At 32.1% G+C, this 15933-nt stretch carries 14 protein-coding genes and 1 other RNA gene; 5 read left to right on the forward strand and 10 right to left on the reverse strand.

Features of this window, described 5'->3' with window-relative positions; all coding sequences use genetic code 11:
- Position 1: 1 nt before the first annotated feature.
- The 6 genes from P8K68_RS06125 to typA all read right to left on the reverse strand — a co-directional run bounded on the left by P8K68_RS06125 (position 2) and on the right by typA (position 6679).
- Positions 2 to 1486, reverse strand: a complete 1485-nt coding sequence (locus tag P8K68_RS06125; RefSeq protein WP_300248806.1) for a sulfatase-like hydrolase/transferase — start codon at positions 1484 to 1486, stop codon at positions 2 to 4.
- Entirely contained in the window at positions 1479 to 2864 is a 1386-nt protein-coding gene (locus P8K68_RS06130) for a class I SAM-dependent methyltransferase (RefSeq protein WP_300248807.1), read from the reverse strand. Before P8K68_RS06130 ends, P8K68_RS06125 begins: the two co-directional genes overlap by 8 nt.
- Positions 2854 to 3060: a hypothetical protein gene (locus P8K68_RS06135; RefSeq protein WP_300248808.1), complete on the reverse strand. Its 207-nt coding sequence runs from the start codon at positions 3058 to 3060 to the stop codon at positions 2854 to 2856. Before P8K68_RS06135 ends, P8K68_RS06130 begins: the two co-directional genes overlap by 11 nt.
- An 86-nt stretch (positions 3061 to 3146) precedes the next feature.
- Positions 3147 to 4457: an O-antigen translocase gene (locus tag P8K68_RS06140; RefSeq protein WP_300248809.1), complete on the reverse strand. Its 1311-nt coding sequence runs from the start codon at positions 4455 to 4457 to the stop codon at positions 3147 to 3149.
- A 186-nt stretch (positions 4458 to 4643) separates the two neighbouring features.
- Positions 4644 to 4877: a uroporphyrinogen decarboxylase gene (locus P8K68_RS06145; protein WP_300248810.1), complete on the reverse strand. Its 234-nt coding sequence runs from the start codon at positions 4875 to 4877 to the stop codon at positions 4644 to 4646.
- 2 nt (positions 4878 to 4879) lie between these two features.
- On the reverse strand, positions 4880 to 6679 hold the full coding sequence (typA, locus tag P8K68_RS06150; protein ID WP_300248811.1) for a translational GTPase TypA: 1800 nt from the start codon (positions 6677 to 6679) through the stop codon (positions 4880 to 4882).
- Between the two features lie 142 nt (positions 6680 to 6821).
- Here typA and P8K68_RS06155 point away from each other — a divergent pair, with 142 nt between their 5' ends.
- The 3 genes from P8K68_RS06155 (at position 6822) to P8K68_RS06165 (ending at position 8479) form a co-directional block, all read left to right on the forward strand.
- The gene (locus P8K68_RS06155; RefSeq protein WP_300248812.1) at positions 6822 to 7181 is read left to right on the forward strand and encodes a hypothetical protein; all 360 of its coding nucleotides are present in this window, start codon (positions 6822 to 6824) and stop codon (positions 7179 to 7181) included.
- Positions 7182 to 7382: 201 nt separating this feature from the next.
- Positions 7383 to 8201 (forward strand): 3-deoxy-8-phosphooctulonate synthase, encoded by an 819-nt coding sequence (gene kdsA / locus P8K68_RS06160; RefSeq protein ID WP_300248813.1) that lies wholly within the window; start codon positions 7383 to 7385, stop codon positions 8199 to 8201.
- Between the two features lie 41 nt (positions 8202 to 8242).
- Positions 8243 to 8479, forward strand: a complete 237-nt coding sequence (locus tag P8K68_RS06165) for a CDGSH iron-sulfur domain-containing protein (RefSeq protein ID WP_300248814.1) — start codon at positions 8243 to 8245, stop codon at positions 8477 to 8479.
- Between the two features lie 12 nt (positions 8480 to 8491).
- Here P8K68_RS06165 and P8K68_RS06170 read toward each other — a convergent pair whose 3' ends face one another.
- From P8K68_RS06170 to P8K68_RS06185, 4 genes are all read right to left on the reverse strand, one after another.
- On the reverse strand, positions 8492 to 8887 hold the full coding sequence (locus P8K68_RS06170) for a DUF1801 domain-containing protein (RefSeq protein WP_300248815.1): 396 nt from the start codon (positions 8885 to 8887) through the stop codon (positions 8492 to 8494).
- Between the two features lie 131 nt (positions 8888 to 9018).
- Positions 9019 to 9756, reverse strand: a complete 738-nt coding sequence (locus P8K68_RS06175) for a slipin family protein (RefSeq protein WP_300248816.1) — start codon at positions 9754 to 9756, stop codon at positions 9019 to 9021.
- Positions 9757 to 10001: 245 nt separating this feature from the next.
- Entirely contained in the window at positions 10002 to 10514 is a 513-nt protein-coding gene (locus tag P8K68_RS06180; RefSeq protein ID WP_300248817.1) for a hypothetical protein, read from the reverse strand.
- Between the two features lie 71 nt (positions 10515 to 10585).
- Positions 10586 to 11794, reverse strand: a complete 1209-nt coding sequence (locus tag P8K68_RS06185; protein ID WP_300248818.1) for an NAD(P)-dependent oxidoreductase — start codon at positions 11792 to 11794, stop codon at positions 10586 to 10588.
- A 221-nt stretch (positions 11795 to 12015) separates the two neighbouring features.
- Here P8K68_RS06185 and ssrA point away from each other — a divergent pair.
- Positions 12016 to 12410: a transfer-messenger RNA gene (gene ssrA / locus P8K68_RS06190) on the forward strand.
- A gap of 116 nt (positions 12411 to 12526) precedes the next feature.
- Positions 12527 to 15769 carry an exo-alpha-sialidase gene (locus P8K68_RS06195; protein ID WP_300248819.1) on the forward strand — a complete coding sequence of 1081 codons (3243 nt, stop codon included), beginning with the start codon at positions 12527 to 12529 and terminating at the stop codon, positions 15767 to 15769.
- Positions 15770 to 15933: the final 164 nt, after the last annotated feature.

The following is a 15933-nucleotide window of genomic DNA, read 5'->3' on the forward strand; positions in this document are numbered from 1 at the left end:
TTTATTTTTCTAGTTTTTCTGAAACCACAAGTCCATTTTTGTCGATTAATCTATAAATAGACATCCCAATTTTATTTTCTTTACGCAACTGATAACTTCCATCCTCTTCCAAGTAGTTTAAATACGCTGAATTTTTACTTAAAGCGGAAAATAAAACCCTAAATATATTTACATTGGTCTTTAATGCTTTATCATACTTCAAGTTATCGATCTTATTCCATTTTATAGAACACAAAGTACTAAATAAAGAATTAACAAGAAATTCATCATTAGTAGAATAAAAATCTTTATAATTCTCTATACCAACCCAACCTCCGTGATCTGCAGCTACAATTATTATGGCGTTAGGGTCTTTTTCAGTTATCAGATTTATTATTTTTTTTACCCAAATACTGGCATTATCTAATTTATTTAAATAATCGTTACGTTCAATTTCTTTAGATTCTTTATAGTGAACATGGTGCGGAATTAGTTTTTGTATAAAGAAGAATTTTGGGTTTACACTATTTTTATCTCTTTTGATAACGTTTTCCAAATCCTTAAAAACATCCCTCTTTATATTCTGTCCACTACTAAAAAAAGGAATGTTTTTCAAATCAATATTTTGGTAAGAATAACTGTTTTTTGTTAAGTTTTGCTGAAAATAGTCGTCTTCAACAATAAAATAACTCTGGTAGCCATTATTATGGAGAATATCGATAACACTGTTATCGCCATTTAGAATAGATCTTGCTCTTGGCATCTCCATTGCAGGTAACAAAGTCTCTCCAAAATAATGGTGTTTCATTGTAAACAGAGAAGCGTTAGATACCAATGTTGAAGAATAATTGCTCCTAAAATCATGGTAAACATGAAAGTCTTTATTTTCTAACCAATTGTACAAATCACTACTTGATTGGTACACTTTATTTTCTAAAGTTTTTTTACTAACGTAACCATCTGGCTGTATAAAATAAATATTTGGCTTTTCTATTAATTTTACATTACCAATATTATCGGGTAAATTTTTCCAATTATCTTTTGTCAAAAAATGGCTATATAAAACTAGGATTAATTTTGGAACAACTAGAAATGCCATTAATAACTGAAAAACTATGGCTTTTTTTAAATGCTTTTTTAACAAAAAACCAAAAATAGTGGCAATAACAAGCCCAATTAATAAATATTCTTTTCTTATACCCCAAGTGCTTATAATTACAAATAAGGCAAAAAAAACAAAATTGTTGAGTGTAAATAATAGAGCTTCGTGTTTTTTTATAACATGTAATTTAGCTCCTATAATTTTGATGAAATACGATCCGAAAATTGGAAGTAATAAAAACAATAAAACTAATACAACAAAATGGCTTTTGGAATCTACAAGTGGAAAATTAGAATTGTAGTATTTAAAAAAAGGATATATTCCAGCCGATAAACCAACTAGCCATGGTATCTGTTTCGAATCGCTAAGAAAGTTTAAAATATATGTTCTTAGCCTCTTAAACATCTTTCTTTTTTAACAAATACATAACACGCTTAGAATTGTTTATTTCTAGTTTTTCAACAATATCAAAATAACATTCATAAATCTCCTCGAAAGATTGTATGTTATAAAAATTAAAATATGCTTTAAATTCTCTTTTAGAATTTAATAATCGTTCTACCCAAGAATCTTCTCGTTTTGGAAACTCAATAATTAAATATTTTGAAAACGACGCAAAAAATTCTGCAGACATTGCAAAAGGAATATTTCCAGATAAAGACATATGATGTATGACCGCTAAAGCCATGGTTAATTCCGGCTTAAAAGCTTTTATTCTGTGTAAAAAAGACGCACGCTCTTCACTATTAAAACCAATAGACGCTGAGGGATTTAACACATCCAAAACAAATGGTGTTATATAACTTTCTGTTTTATCATGTAATATTTTATAATTAAAATCTACAGCATTATTATCTATATCACAGATTAAGGCATGCTCTATATGCTGTTCAATTCGTCTTACAAAAGTGCCATCATTTCCCCCAATATCAATCAATGTTTTGGTTTTTAGATTACTTATCCATTGATTAATAATTTTTGTTTTTTGTAGAAAAGCTGATTCTGTATAATTAATCTTGTTATAATAATCACCCCATTCTGACTGTTCATTGAGCTTAATTTTCTTTATAAAATCATAAAGACTCTTAACGATATTTAATTGGGCCTTTTTGGATAATGACGTTTTTCTTGCTTTCCCTTTATAATCTGCCTTATAGTCGTTTTCATATTTTGCCAATAAATGAACATTTGAATACACAAATGGGTTAAGAAAAGTTTTAAGCGGAAGCATTGAAGACAGCATTTTAACAGGTATACCATCAATAAAATTACTCATTAATTTTAAAGTTGGGGCACCATGATATTTTGCCAAAAGAAGCGGTCCAAAAAAATGAGAAACAAACTGTTTAAAAGCTCTCCATGGCTCATTAGTTTGGTAAAAATCAAAAGATAAAGTATCAATAAAAATTGGCTTACCACTATGAAATGTTACATTAAAAGCTGAAGCATCCTTTAGAGACATATCATTATCTAAACAAAATTTCTGTATTTTAAGTGTTAATAATGCAGCGTCTTTATATTGATTAAAACTCCATTCATAAGGATAGGTAACAAAAGGAATTTGTTCTGGTTGTATAACGATTTGAGAGGTGTCGGCAAACACTTCTTCGTGCTTTATTAACAAACCAGCCGAAAACAACTTTTTAAACAGTTCTTTTTCTTTTAAAGTTTGATACTGTTTAAAATAAATAGGGTTGATTCTACGTTTAACAACACCGTTATCAACAAACACATACCCGGAAGGATCTCTAAAAGAAGCGGAATGATTTTTTTTACTTATCACTTTTAGATTCGTTTTCTACATCAGCAGTATCTGACACCTCTATGTCGTCATAAAAATCACTTTTCTTGGTTATTCCAAAAAAGACTTTTAATTTGTAAACTAAATTCTTAGAAAACATAAAGACACCTGCCACAGCCGCAACAATAGCCTGAACTATCATAGCTCCCAATCCTGGATCAAAATAAAGAAATTGCATAAATTTTATTTTATCACAAAAGTAGTTAAAATTAATTTTTCACAGCTTAAACAAGGTCCAAATATTTCCAATTCAAATAAAAACAACTAAGACAATTTATTATTTTCTTTTTCTAGACCAAAAAGAGAGCTTCCAAAAATTAGTAAAATAATACCATAGTACATCATGTAACTTACAAAATGAGCAACTACTGCACCTTTAACATGATCAAATAAATCAATAAAATAAACACTAGTGGTATATAAGATAATGACTAAGAAGGCTTCAGTTAAAATATAGTGCCAAAACATTTTTTTAGCTAAAAACTGATAAGCAATTACAATAGATAATATTTTTATAAAATCGCCTAACAATTGAAATAAAAATAAATCTTCAACAGGTTCAAATTCTTTTGAAAAGATTGCTAATACTATATAATGCTTCAATAAATAGATAATAAGTAAGCCAACTGCCAAAATAGGTATTATAGTTTTATAAAAACTTAAAACTTCTTTCCTAAACGCTTTAGTATCATTTATTTCTGAAAACCTTGGTAAAAGATATAAAGCTAGTAACGAGCTAACTAACATTAAATAGTAGCTAGATATCCGCGTCATAGCTTCCCAAAAACCAGCATCTTTATAACCAATATTTTCAATAATATAAGACCTAATTGCAATAGCAACAAATGGCAAAAAGACAGCCGTAAAAAGCGCCATTAAAGAATAAGGGCTTAGACTTTTTAATACGCTATAGCTAACCCTACTAGCCTTAATCGTTGACACTAAACTTTTTCTATTTGTTATAGCAACTAAAGTGATTAAAAATATCAAGGATTCTGCGATAACAACAGAAATTAAAGCACCATCAATCTTGTTTTGATAAATTAAAAGTAATGCAATAGAAACACTTAATATCTGTCCTATAATATTAATAATGATTAAAATCTTATACTTCGAAAATCCATTCATTATAGAAAATGAAAACATATTTAAAGCATAAAAAGGGAGTACTATGGCAAAAACTCTAATAACATTTGCGTAATCATTATACGTAGGAAATATAATGTTGTTAATCCACTCTGCATTGAAATAACAAAAAAAAGAAACTATAATTGTAGAAACAAAACCCGCATAGTATATCGTAGAAAGCGTTTTACTTAATTCTATACTGTTTTCCTTAAATTCTGCAACATATTTAACGGCACCTTTATAAAAACCTAACGTAGAAACCGTTTGAAAAGAACCAACAAAGTTTCGTAGATTACCTATCAATGCTAAACCCTCAGCCCCAATAAAAACGGCAATAGCCTTTGATGTTAATATTCCAGCTATTATTCTGGTTAGTACTGATGCGGTTTGTAATGAAACTATTTTTACTAAAACCTTATTATTTATATAGTCTATTAATTTTTTCAATTAATATATAATTTCCATGATAATTAAATTTCTAAACATAAGTTTATGCCTTATAAACGCTGTAAACTACATATTATTCTTCTAGAATATTATGTAGTATTCAAATATACAAAATCATTTTACGTTTAAATATTTTACTTTACCAAAAGGTAAGTGATTATAACATGAAAATTTATATTTATAAAATTAATTCTGCCGCTTTAAAATGTAGAGTATATTAATACATAAAATTGCAATATTGGTTATAATTATAGGTTTGGATATGGGTTGAAGCATAAACCCATAAGATACAAATAGTAAACACCCAAAGGCATTTACTATTCGTAATTTAGTTACAGATTTCATTAAAAATGAGATTAAAACGGTTGCCATAGCTACATAACCAATCCATTCTACCCACGAAATCCCTAAGAATTCCAATGTTATATTGATTTATATCGTTTACGATCTACTTCTGTTAAATAGATTTTACGTAAACGTAAAAAGTTTGGAGTTACCTCAACATACTCATCTTTTTGAATATATTCTAAAGCTTCTTCTAATGAGAATTTAATTGCAGGAACAATTTTTGCTTTATCATCAGCCCCAGAAGAACGTACGTTACTCAACTTTTTAGTTTTTGTAACATTAACCGTCATATCATCACCACGAGAATTTTCTCCAATAACTTGACCTTCATAAATATCTTCACCTGGGTCAACAAAAAACTTACCTCTATCTTGTAGTTTATCAATAGAATAAGGTATAGCTTGTCCTTTCTCCATAGATACTAAAGATCCATTTTGACGCTCAGGAATACCCCCTTTTAATGGTTGATATTCTTTAAAACGGTGTGCCATAATAGCCTCACCAGCGGTAGCCGTTAATAATTGGTTACGCAAACCAATAATACCTCTAGATGGTACTATAAATTCACAAACCATTCTATCGCCTTTAGCTTCCATACTTAGCATTTCACCTTTACGCATGGTTACCATCTCAATGGCTTTACCAGAAACAGTTTCAGGTAAATCGATAGTCATTTCTTCAACTGGTTCACATTTTACACCATCAATTTCTTTAATGATAACTTGCGGTTGTCCAATTTGTAATTCGTAGCCCTCACGACGCATGGTTTCAATTAAAACTGATAAGTGTAATACACCACGACCAAAAACCATAAACTTATCGGCACTATCCGTTTCTTCAACTTTAAGTGCTAAGTTTTTTTCTAATTCCTTAGTTAATCTATCTTTAATATGTCGAGATGTTACAAATTTACCATCCTTTCCAAAGAAAGGCGAATCGTTAATAGTAAATAACATACTCATTGTTGGCTCATCAATTGCAATTGTTTTTAAACCTTCAGGAGTTTCCCAATCAGCAACCGTATCACCAATTTCAAACCCTTCAAGTCCAACAATAGCACATATATCTCCAGTTTGTACCTCTTCTACTTTCAAACGCCCTAATCCTTCAAAAATATGAAGTTCTTTAATTTTAGATTTTTGAATACTTCCATCTCTTTTTACTAAAGAAATATTTTGACCAACTTTTAGCTCACCACGTGTTAAACGACCAATAGCAATTCGTCCTGTAAAAGAAGAAAAATCTAAAGATGTAATTAACATTTGTGTTGTTCCTTCTTCAATTTTAGGCTCAGGAATATGCTCAATAACCATATCTAAAAGCGGCTCAATGTTTTCCGTTTCATTTTGCCAATCATCACTCATCCAGTTGTTCTTAGCAGAGCCATAAACTGTAGGGAAATCTAATTGCCATTCCTCAGCACCTAATTCAAACATTAAATCGAAAACCTTTTCATGTACTTCATCAGGCGTACAGTTTTCTTTATCCACCTTATTTATAACAACACAAGGCTTCAACCCTAAATCAATTGCTTTTTGAAGCACAAAACGCGTTTGCGGCATTGGGCCTTCAAAAGCATCTACTAATAATAAAACACCATCAGCCATATTTAATACACGTTCTACTTCACCTCCAAAATCGGCGTGACCAGGTGTATCAATAATATTAATTTTAGTGTCTTTATAAATTACAGAAACGTTTTTAGAAGTAATAGTAATACCCCGTTCCCGCTCTAAATCGTTATTATCAAGAATTAAATCACCCGTGTTTTCGTTTTCACGAAATAACTGACAGTGATACATAATTTTATCAACCAAAGTAGTTTTACCATGATCTACGTGTGCAATAATTGCAATGTTTTTAATATTAGCCATAATAGTGCCTTATTTTAAGCGTGCAAATGTACGTGTTATTTAGTTAAAAAAATGTTATAATTAAAAGCTATTATAATTTTTAATAAATGTTTTCGTTATTTAAAAAAAATTCATCAATCTAGTCGTATTTAATTTTTAAAACATGTCCCTAATCTCTCGGTATACAAAGTTCATACCATACCTCTATTTTATTGCCATAACCGCCTATTGGTTCACCATAGTTAATAAAAGCGAAGGCATTACCGCATACCCTATTTTATTATTTGGAATCCCATTTTTATGGCAAATTATCAAACCTAACAAAAACCTCAATTTAACATTAGGTATTTCGTTTGTATGTGTTTCATCCTACCTAATATTGGCTTTCTTTTCAGATATACTTCAAATCATATCACTATCATATCCAATAAAAAAACTCATGATGTATGGTGGCCTATTCGTTTTTGCCAGTTTCATCATGGCACTATGGATTATAAAAAACAGCTTAAATAAAAGTTTTTAAAACATTTGGGCGTTACCCTAAAGGGGTCGGGCTTTCCGTTACAAGTCCTCGCACCTCCTTCGTCGGGCTGTGGGCTTTCCACTGCAATCCCTAACGCGGGCTTACCTGCTATTACCATTTCAATATCAGCAAAATCAAAGACTTTTTTCTAAAACCATTAAAACTCCTTTTCGTAACTTTGCAGCTTAAATTTTTAAGTCAATGAACCTCAACAACGTTCCTAAATTAAAACACACCAATTCCAACAATTTCTTTTTATTATGTGGCCCTTGTGCTATTGAAAGTGAAGACATGGCCATGCGTATTGCAGAAAAGGTAGTAAATATTACCAACAAACTAGAAATTCCTTATATCTTTAAAGGCAGTTTCAAAAAAGCAAACCGTAGCAGAATTGACAGTTTCACAGGAATAGGAGACGAAAAAGCTCTAAAAATTCTTAAAAAAGTTTCTAAAACTTTTGATGTCCCAACCGTAACAGATATTCATGAAATTTCAGACGCTCAAAAAGCTGCCGAATATGTTGATGTTTTACAAATCCCAGCATTTTTAGTACGCCAAACTGATTTAGTAGTTGCTGCTGCAAAAACGGGCAAAGTAGTCAACTTAAAAAAGGGACAATTTATGAGTCCAGAAGCCATGAAACATGCCGTACAAAAAGTAAAAGATGCCGGTAGTGATAAAGCATGGATTACAGATAGAGGTACCATGTTTGGCTACCAAGACATGATTGTTGATTTTAGAGGCATTCCAACCATGCGAAAATTTGCACCTGTTGTTTTAGATGTCACACATTCATTACAACAACCCAATCAATCAGCAGGTGTTACAGGTGGCAGACCAGATATGATTGAAACCATAGCCAGAGCTGGAATTGTAAATCATGTAGATGGCTTATTTATTGAAACACATTTCGACCCTGCAAATGCAAAAAGTGATGGTGCTAATATGCTTCATTTAGATAATTTAGAATCGTTATTAACTAACCTAATTTCCATCAGAAAAACGATTAATAATCTATAATTATAGTATTTTGGTTCACGAAATATCTTAAAATAAAAATTATGGATAACAATACTCGTGGAGGAGATGCTCCTGTTAAATGCGAATTAGAAGAAAATAAAAACTATGCTTGGTGTACTTGTGGCCATAGTGAAGATCAGCCATTTTGTAATGGATCGCACAGAGCAGCAAAGGCAACACCATCTATGGTTTTTACTGTAGAAGAAGATAAAAGCGCCTACCTCTGTACCTGCAAGCAAACAAAAAATCCGCCTTATTGTGATGGTTCTCATAATTAAAATAAAAATTAATTAAATAAACCAGGCCCTTTTACTTTTTTTAAGTTCCTTAAAAGCGACATTTAATAATTTCACAAAATTTTCGTGGTCTAAATCTTCTATCTGTTTTAATTGTATAGAACGTACTTGCTTTCTATTATTATCATTTTTTAAAACTGGAAAATCTTTTTCAAGAAGTATACCTTGCACAAAAGCTACATCAACATATTCTTTACCTTTTAAAACATTCAAATAAATCATTGGCTTTTTTCCAATATTATAAAACGGAATTTTATAGCTATACCGTTCCTGTACTTCTGGGAGTGTATTTAAAATAACACTTCGTACATATAACATGATAGATTGATAAGGCTCACCTTGATTAAGAAAATATGCGTCTACAGGCTTCACTATTACTCTTTTCTTCAAATTTATGAAAAGGTTTGTTTTCTTAACATTTTTTATTGATACAATTAGTATAGTTTTATCACTCCCAGACAATAAAAGGGTATCTACTAAAATCTAACTTAAAATTTACCATTAAATAAGTGAATATCTTTTTAACTTTTAGACTGCTTTGGCAACACCTCTTCAGGAAATGGAAATAAAATCGTTGAGTTCTTTTCTGCCGCAATATTAGACAACGTTTGATATAACCTTAGTTTTATAGCTGATGGGGATTGATCTATTAATTTACCAGCCTCTAATAACTTACCAGCAGCCTGCTCTTCAGCCAAGGCTAAAATAATACGCGCGCGTCTTGAACGTTCTGCTTCAGCCTGATTAGCCATCATACGTTTCATATTCTCAGGCAACTGAATGTCTTTTATTTTAACATCTTTAATTTCAATACCCCATTCTTTGGTCTCTACTTCTACAATGTTCTTAATATTCTTACCCATTTCTTCTCGCTTGGATAAAATAGTGTCTAGCTCCACTTTACCACAAACATCGCGCAAAGCCGCTTGAGATAATTGGGTTATTGCAAATTTAAATTCTTCAACTTCTAATACAGCCATTTCAGGATTGACAATTTTAAAGAAAACAACACCATCAATACTACAGGGTACATTATCTTCGGTCATTACTTCTTGAGATACTACATTAATTGTAATAACCCGAATATCTACTTTTTGTATCGTTTCAATAATAGGAATTACCCATCTAAATCCTGGTTGTAAAGTTTTAATATACTTACCAAACCTAAATTTTAAAGCACGTTTATATTCAAAAACAATTCGAATTCCTGATAATAGAAATAGAAAAAAAAGAACGGTTAACAGTAATGGTGGATTCATAATACATTTTTTAATTGTTAAAATCTAAACGAAATATGCTATAAGTTCGTTGATATTAAACAATTACAAAATGATATATATCATCTCCAAAAAGAGGTTTTAGATAGTTAAACACCCACACTATATAATTCATATTAAAACAAGTAGACAAGCTATTAGAATTAAAAAAGGCAGTGATATAAAATCACTACCTTTAGCTTATTTATTATGTAACGCTATATTAAAGTGTTACGTTTTTAAGCTCGTTATTGATTTAAATACATCATCAAACCAGAATAATCTCCGTAACCTTGTTGAACAGCAATTTTACCATCAGTATCAAAGTCAAAAGATTCATATAATCTAATAACTCCAGATTTTGCTTCAGTGGAATCTGTTGCTGGTAAAGTCACTTCCCATGCACCATAATAACGTACAGAACCGTCTGGCAACTTAGTATCTGCATTTACACCAGGTAAAAATACTGGAGGATTAGTCAACAATTTAAAATCATACTTTGATAACATTGACTTATCTCGCGCTTTGGCTTCTTCGCTTTGAATCATTGTAGAATCATTTTCTGCTCCAAAATAGGTATTGTAAGCCACAGCGTTATCAGCATAAATGCTATAATCTGGTGTTTCGCTTTCCCAATCTAACATAGACTGTAAAGCGGTTTCTGAATTTTTAGCAAATAATTCATTTGCTGAATTGTCTGGTTCTGCTTTGCAGCCTACAATTAATAAGGCTAAACATAAAATGGAATACATAATTTTCATAATTATTTTGATTTTGATTAGTATATAAATATAATGTATTTATTTGATAATGAAACAATTATAAATTTAATTTATTCAATACCCTTAACATAATTATACAAATATGAAAACCGATCAGTTAATTTTCCATTTTCGGTAATTTTTGCGCGTTCTAGAACGCCGTTTTTATCATTATCAAAAAACGCAGGGATAACCTGTTCTAAAAACTGCTCACCAAAACCTTCACTGGCATCTTGTGGAAGTTCGCAGGGAAGATTATCAACTGCCATAACGGTTATGGCATTTTCATCTTTGTAGTCTATTTCAGTTTCAGTTTCTGGATTGTAACCATAAATAGGATCTGCAATGGTTGAAGCTTTTAATGTTGTAGCTACTGGACCATCAACATCGCAACTTATGTCTGCAACTACTTTAATGTTAAAGTCTGGAGATTTCACATCTTTTCTAGTATATAAATAGGGTGCGCCATCGCCATAAAAATGACCAGCAATATAATAATCGGTTACTCTGGCAAACCGCATAAAGTTAGACGTGTATTCTTCAGGATGATTAAAAAAATCGAATACATCGTCAATCGCTTTTCCGTCTTTACGCTTGTTATAATCTAAAACATCAATTTTACAGTAAACAGGTTCATTAAATCTGTTATCCAAATAATCATCAACCGAAACTGCTTTTATATGCATAGCATCTAGCATTTCTTGTGCACCATTTGAAACTTTTCCACTTCCCGTTAGTAATATTTTAATATTTGGCAACTCTAAGTTATTTAACTCGTTTATTAAAGCTGTTTGGTTTGATAATCGCCCTGCTTTTGGTAAATTCCAAGAATTATACTTTAACCCCCATGCTCGAAATCCGTTGTAAGCACCAACAATCCCTGCGTATCTACCAAATCCAATCAATCTGAATCCTTTCTCGTTTACGATAGTTTCATGGTCGTATAACTCAATATTATTCTCTAAAATAGCTTTTAATAATTTTCTGTTATAGGGTTGCTTTTTAATAGTATGCGAAAAGAAAAAGTATTTTTTATTTGGAATTAGTGCATCAATAGGCACTTCCTTTACGCCTATCATAACATCGCAATCAGTAACATCATTTGTAACTTCAAACCCTGCGTCTTTATAAGCTGCATCAGGAAATACCCTAATATCTGATGATTCCACTTTAAAAATAGCTTCTGGAAATTGTTTTTTAGCTTCTACTAATTTTAATGGTGAAAAAACCACACGACGGTCTGGTGGATTTTTGCGTTCTTTTACGATGGCGAATTTCATAAAGTTAAAATTTTACTGACACCAATAAACTTTGGTATAAATTTTGACTAAAAGTAATAGATTTGAAGTGGTAAACAAAGTTTTTTGATACCTTTGCTGCCCGCGTTAAGGATTGAAGCGGTATCCTTTTTTGCCATTAAAAGCAAAAAAGATATAGCGGAAAGCCTGACCCTTTTTAGGGTAACGCCAAAATAATAATTACTATTTTGTTAATAAAAAACGGGGTCGACTGGTTTTGACAGCGAGATTAATTGAACGGTAAGCACGTCGTGTAATGGCATTGAAACACGTAAAAGGCTAGACCAAATTTTAAACGGCGAGAATAACTACGCTTTAGCTGCATAATTCGAATTATAGTAGAATTAGCCTAGGTACACAAGGTGTACAAGCTTTATGTCTCCGGAAAGCCTTGATTGACGGCGTTCCATTTTGAGGCATCGTAAATGTCAATATAGATTGGGCAGTGCTTTGATGCCCTTTTGAAACTAAAGAAGATAAGTGATAAGTGGGTTGTCTGTAACCAGCTTATTATCGAAAAATCAAGAATAGAATAAACGTGTAGAAAGCTCTTTGATTACTTGTTTGGACGAGAGTTCGATTCTCTCCGACTCCACAACTTCAAAACCCTATCAGTTTAAATTAGAACTGATGGGGTTTTCTCTTCTAAATGTTATTTTTTTATTAAAGCTTAATTTTTATGGTTCGTGAAGTCTTAATTTTGAAATAAAAATCATGACTAATTCAAAAACACTTTTTACATTTTTAATTTCTCTTTGCTTTTTATTTTCAATTGATGCCCAAGAAAAAACAGAAACTAAAAAAGATTCTTCATTAACTGGATTAAAATTCAGAAGCCTAGGTCCTGCCTTTATGTCTGGTAGAGTTGCGGATATTGCCATTGACCCAGAAAACGAAAATATTTGGTATGTTGCCGAAGGCTCAAGTGGTGTCTGGAAAACCGTAAATGCGGGTACAACTTGGACACCATTAACTGATGACCAATCTTTCTTTTCAACAGGGTGCTTAACACTTGACCCTAATAACTCTGGCACAATTTGGCTAGGTACTGGAGAAAATGTTGGAGGACGACATGTTGGTATTGGTCATGGTATTTATGTTAGCTACGATGGTGGTAAAAGCTGGAAAAATAAGGGTTTAAAGAAATCTGAACACATTTCGAAAATAATAGTTAACCCGAAAAACTCAGAAGAAATTTGGGTAGCTGCACAAGGTCCGCTTTGGAGTTCTGGCGGTGACAGAGGTTTATATAAAACAACTGATGGTGGTGATACTTGGAAACTTGTTTTAAGTAGTAATAAATGGACAGGTGTTACAGATATTGTTATTGACCCAAGAGACAACAAAACCATGTATGCAGCAACATGGCAACGTCATAGAACGGTTGCCGCTTATGTTGGTGGTGGCGAAGGTACGGCATTATATAAAAGTATTGATGGAGGTAACACTTGGGAAAAACTTAAAAATGGATTACCCGAAAGCGATATGGGGAAAATTGGCTTAGCTATTTCACCCATTAATCCAGATGTTTTATATGCCGCCATTGAGTTAGATAGAAAAAAAGGCGCTATTTACCGCTCTGATAATAAAGGAAGTAGCTGGACAAAAATGTCTAATACCGTATCTGGCGGAACTGGACCGCACTACTACCAAGAATTAGTGGCATCGCCTCATGCTTTTGATAAAATATATTTGATGGATGTACGTGCACAAATTTCTGAGGATGGTGGTAAAACATTTTACACCATGAATGAAAAAAACAAACATTCAGATAATCACTCCCTTACTTTTAAAGCAAACGACCCAAACTATTTATTAATAGGAACTGATGGTGGTATTTATGAATCGTTTGACGATACCAAATCGTGGAAATATGTGAGCAACTTGCCAACAACACAGTTTTACAAATTAGCAGTAGATGATGCTGAACCATTTTACAATATTTACGGAGGTACGCAAGACAACAACTCACAAGGAGGACCGTCAAGAACATTAAATACTATTGGTATAAAAAATGCTGACTGGTTTGTACTTTTGGGAGGAGATGGTCATCAACCTGCTACTGAACCTGGAAACCCGAATATTGTTTATGCGCAATCCCAACAAGGAAATTTACATAGAGTTGATAGAACTACAGGTGAAGCCATTTTTATAAGACCTCAGGCTGGTATTGATGAACCATACGAACGTCAAAATTGGGACTCCCCTATCTTAGTCAGTAGCCACGATTCAAAACGTATTTATTTTGGTTCTCAGCGTGTTTGGAAATCTGATAATCGCGGTGACAGTTGGACACCAATTTCTAAAGATTTAACAAAAAATGAAGAGCGTATAACATTACCAATTATGGGAAAACAAAAGAGTTGGGATGCCGCTTGGGATGTTTACGCCATGTCAACCTACAACACTATTACGTCACTATCAGAATCACCATTAGACGAAAATATTTTATATGCGGGAACTGATGATGGTATTATTCAATACACAAAAAATAGTGGAGAATCTTGGACTAAAGTGCTTGTTGGGAGCTTACCAAAGGTTCCTTCAACAGCTTTTGTTAACGATATTAAAGCGGATTTGCATAGTAAAAATGTAGCATATGTAGCTTTAGACAACCATAAATATGGCGATTATAAACCTTATTTATTAAAAAGTGAAAACGGTGGAAAAACATGGAAACCCATAACAAACGGTATTCCAGAAGATACTATGATATGGCGTATTGTTCAAGATCATATAAACCCGAATTTACTGTTTTTAGCAACGGAATATGGTATTTATGTTTCAATGAATCAAGGTGAAAAGTGGATTAAATTTTCTGAAGGGCTACCCACTATTTCATTTAGAGATTTAGCCATCCAGAAACGTGAAAACGATTTGGTTGCTGCTTCTTTTGGTCGTGGTTTTTATGTTCTAGATGATTATAGTCCTTTAAGAACTATGAACGCATCTACATTATCGAACCCAACTTTATTCAAACCTAGAAGAGCATTACAATATAAACCTGTTAGTGGAGGTACATCAAGTCAGGGTGAAAGTTTTTTCACAGCAAAAAATCCAGATTATGGCGCCACATTTACATACTATCTACCTAAAAAATTTGAAAGCCTAAAATCTAAACGTCAAAAATCAGAAAAGATATTAAAAAAGGAAGATAAGAATATCCCTTTTCCTGGTTGGGATGCTTTAGACGAAGAAAAAAATGAGGACGGCGCTTCAATAATTTTGGTTATAAGAGATAGTGATGGACACTTTATAACACGTGTTAATGGCCCTTATAGAAAAGGATTTAACCGTGTAACATGGAATTTAAAAAAATCTTTAAGAACTTCCTTAAATATGGAGAAGATTAATTCCAGTCCCTCTGAATATGCGAATAGTCAATTTGCTAAGGCAGGTACTTATACCGTCTCCATGTTTTCTAATATTAAAGGACAAATAAATCCTTTATCAGATCCTCAAACTTTTGAAGTTGAAAGAATCAGAGAAAATGTTTTAAATAATCCTATGGCAAGTAAAATGGATACTTACGTTGAAGAACTTAAAGACTTTAGGTTAACTTATGAAACATTTATAAAAGCCTACGATAATGCGTCTAAAAAAGTATTAGCTTTTGAAAAGGCCGCTGCTTATGCACAAGGCGAACCAGGTCGTTTAGAAAAAGAGATCAGTGGCTTAAAAAAGCAGATGCAAATACTTAACAGTACACTTTATGGTAATTCATCCAAAAAAGAAATTGGAGAAAAGGATACTCCATCAATAGCCTCAAGATTATCAGTAGCCCAAGGTGGTTTTAACACTACTTATGGCCCTACTGCGATGCATATGGAAAGTCTTCAAATGGCAAAAACTCTTTTTAATAGAGTGGAATTAAAACTCAAAAAGTTCATTGAAGTCGATATACCAGAAATCGAAAACAAATTAATAAAAGCAGGTGTACCTCCTATTTTAAATTAGAGATAAGAGAAACTATGAATATAAAAAAAAGAGGTCGTCTAAAAACAATTTAGGCGATCTTTTTATTTTTGGTCATTTAGGTTTTATTTTGACGCTCTTTGTTTTAATAGTAAATAATAATGTTGTTAAAATAGAGCAAAGCGATTTCTATATCGCCAAACTCA

The sequence above is a fragment of the Algibacter sp. genome, from assembly GCF_029245835.1.
In the GTDB taxonomy this organism is placed as follows: Bacteria; Bacteroidota; Bacteroidia; order Flavobacteriales; family Flavobacteriaceae; genus Algibacter_B.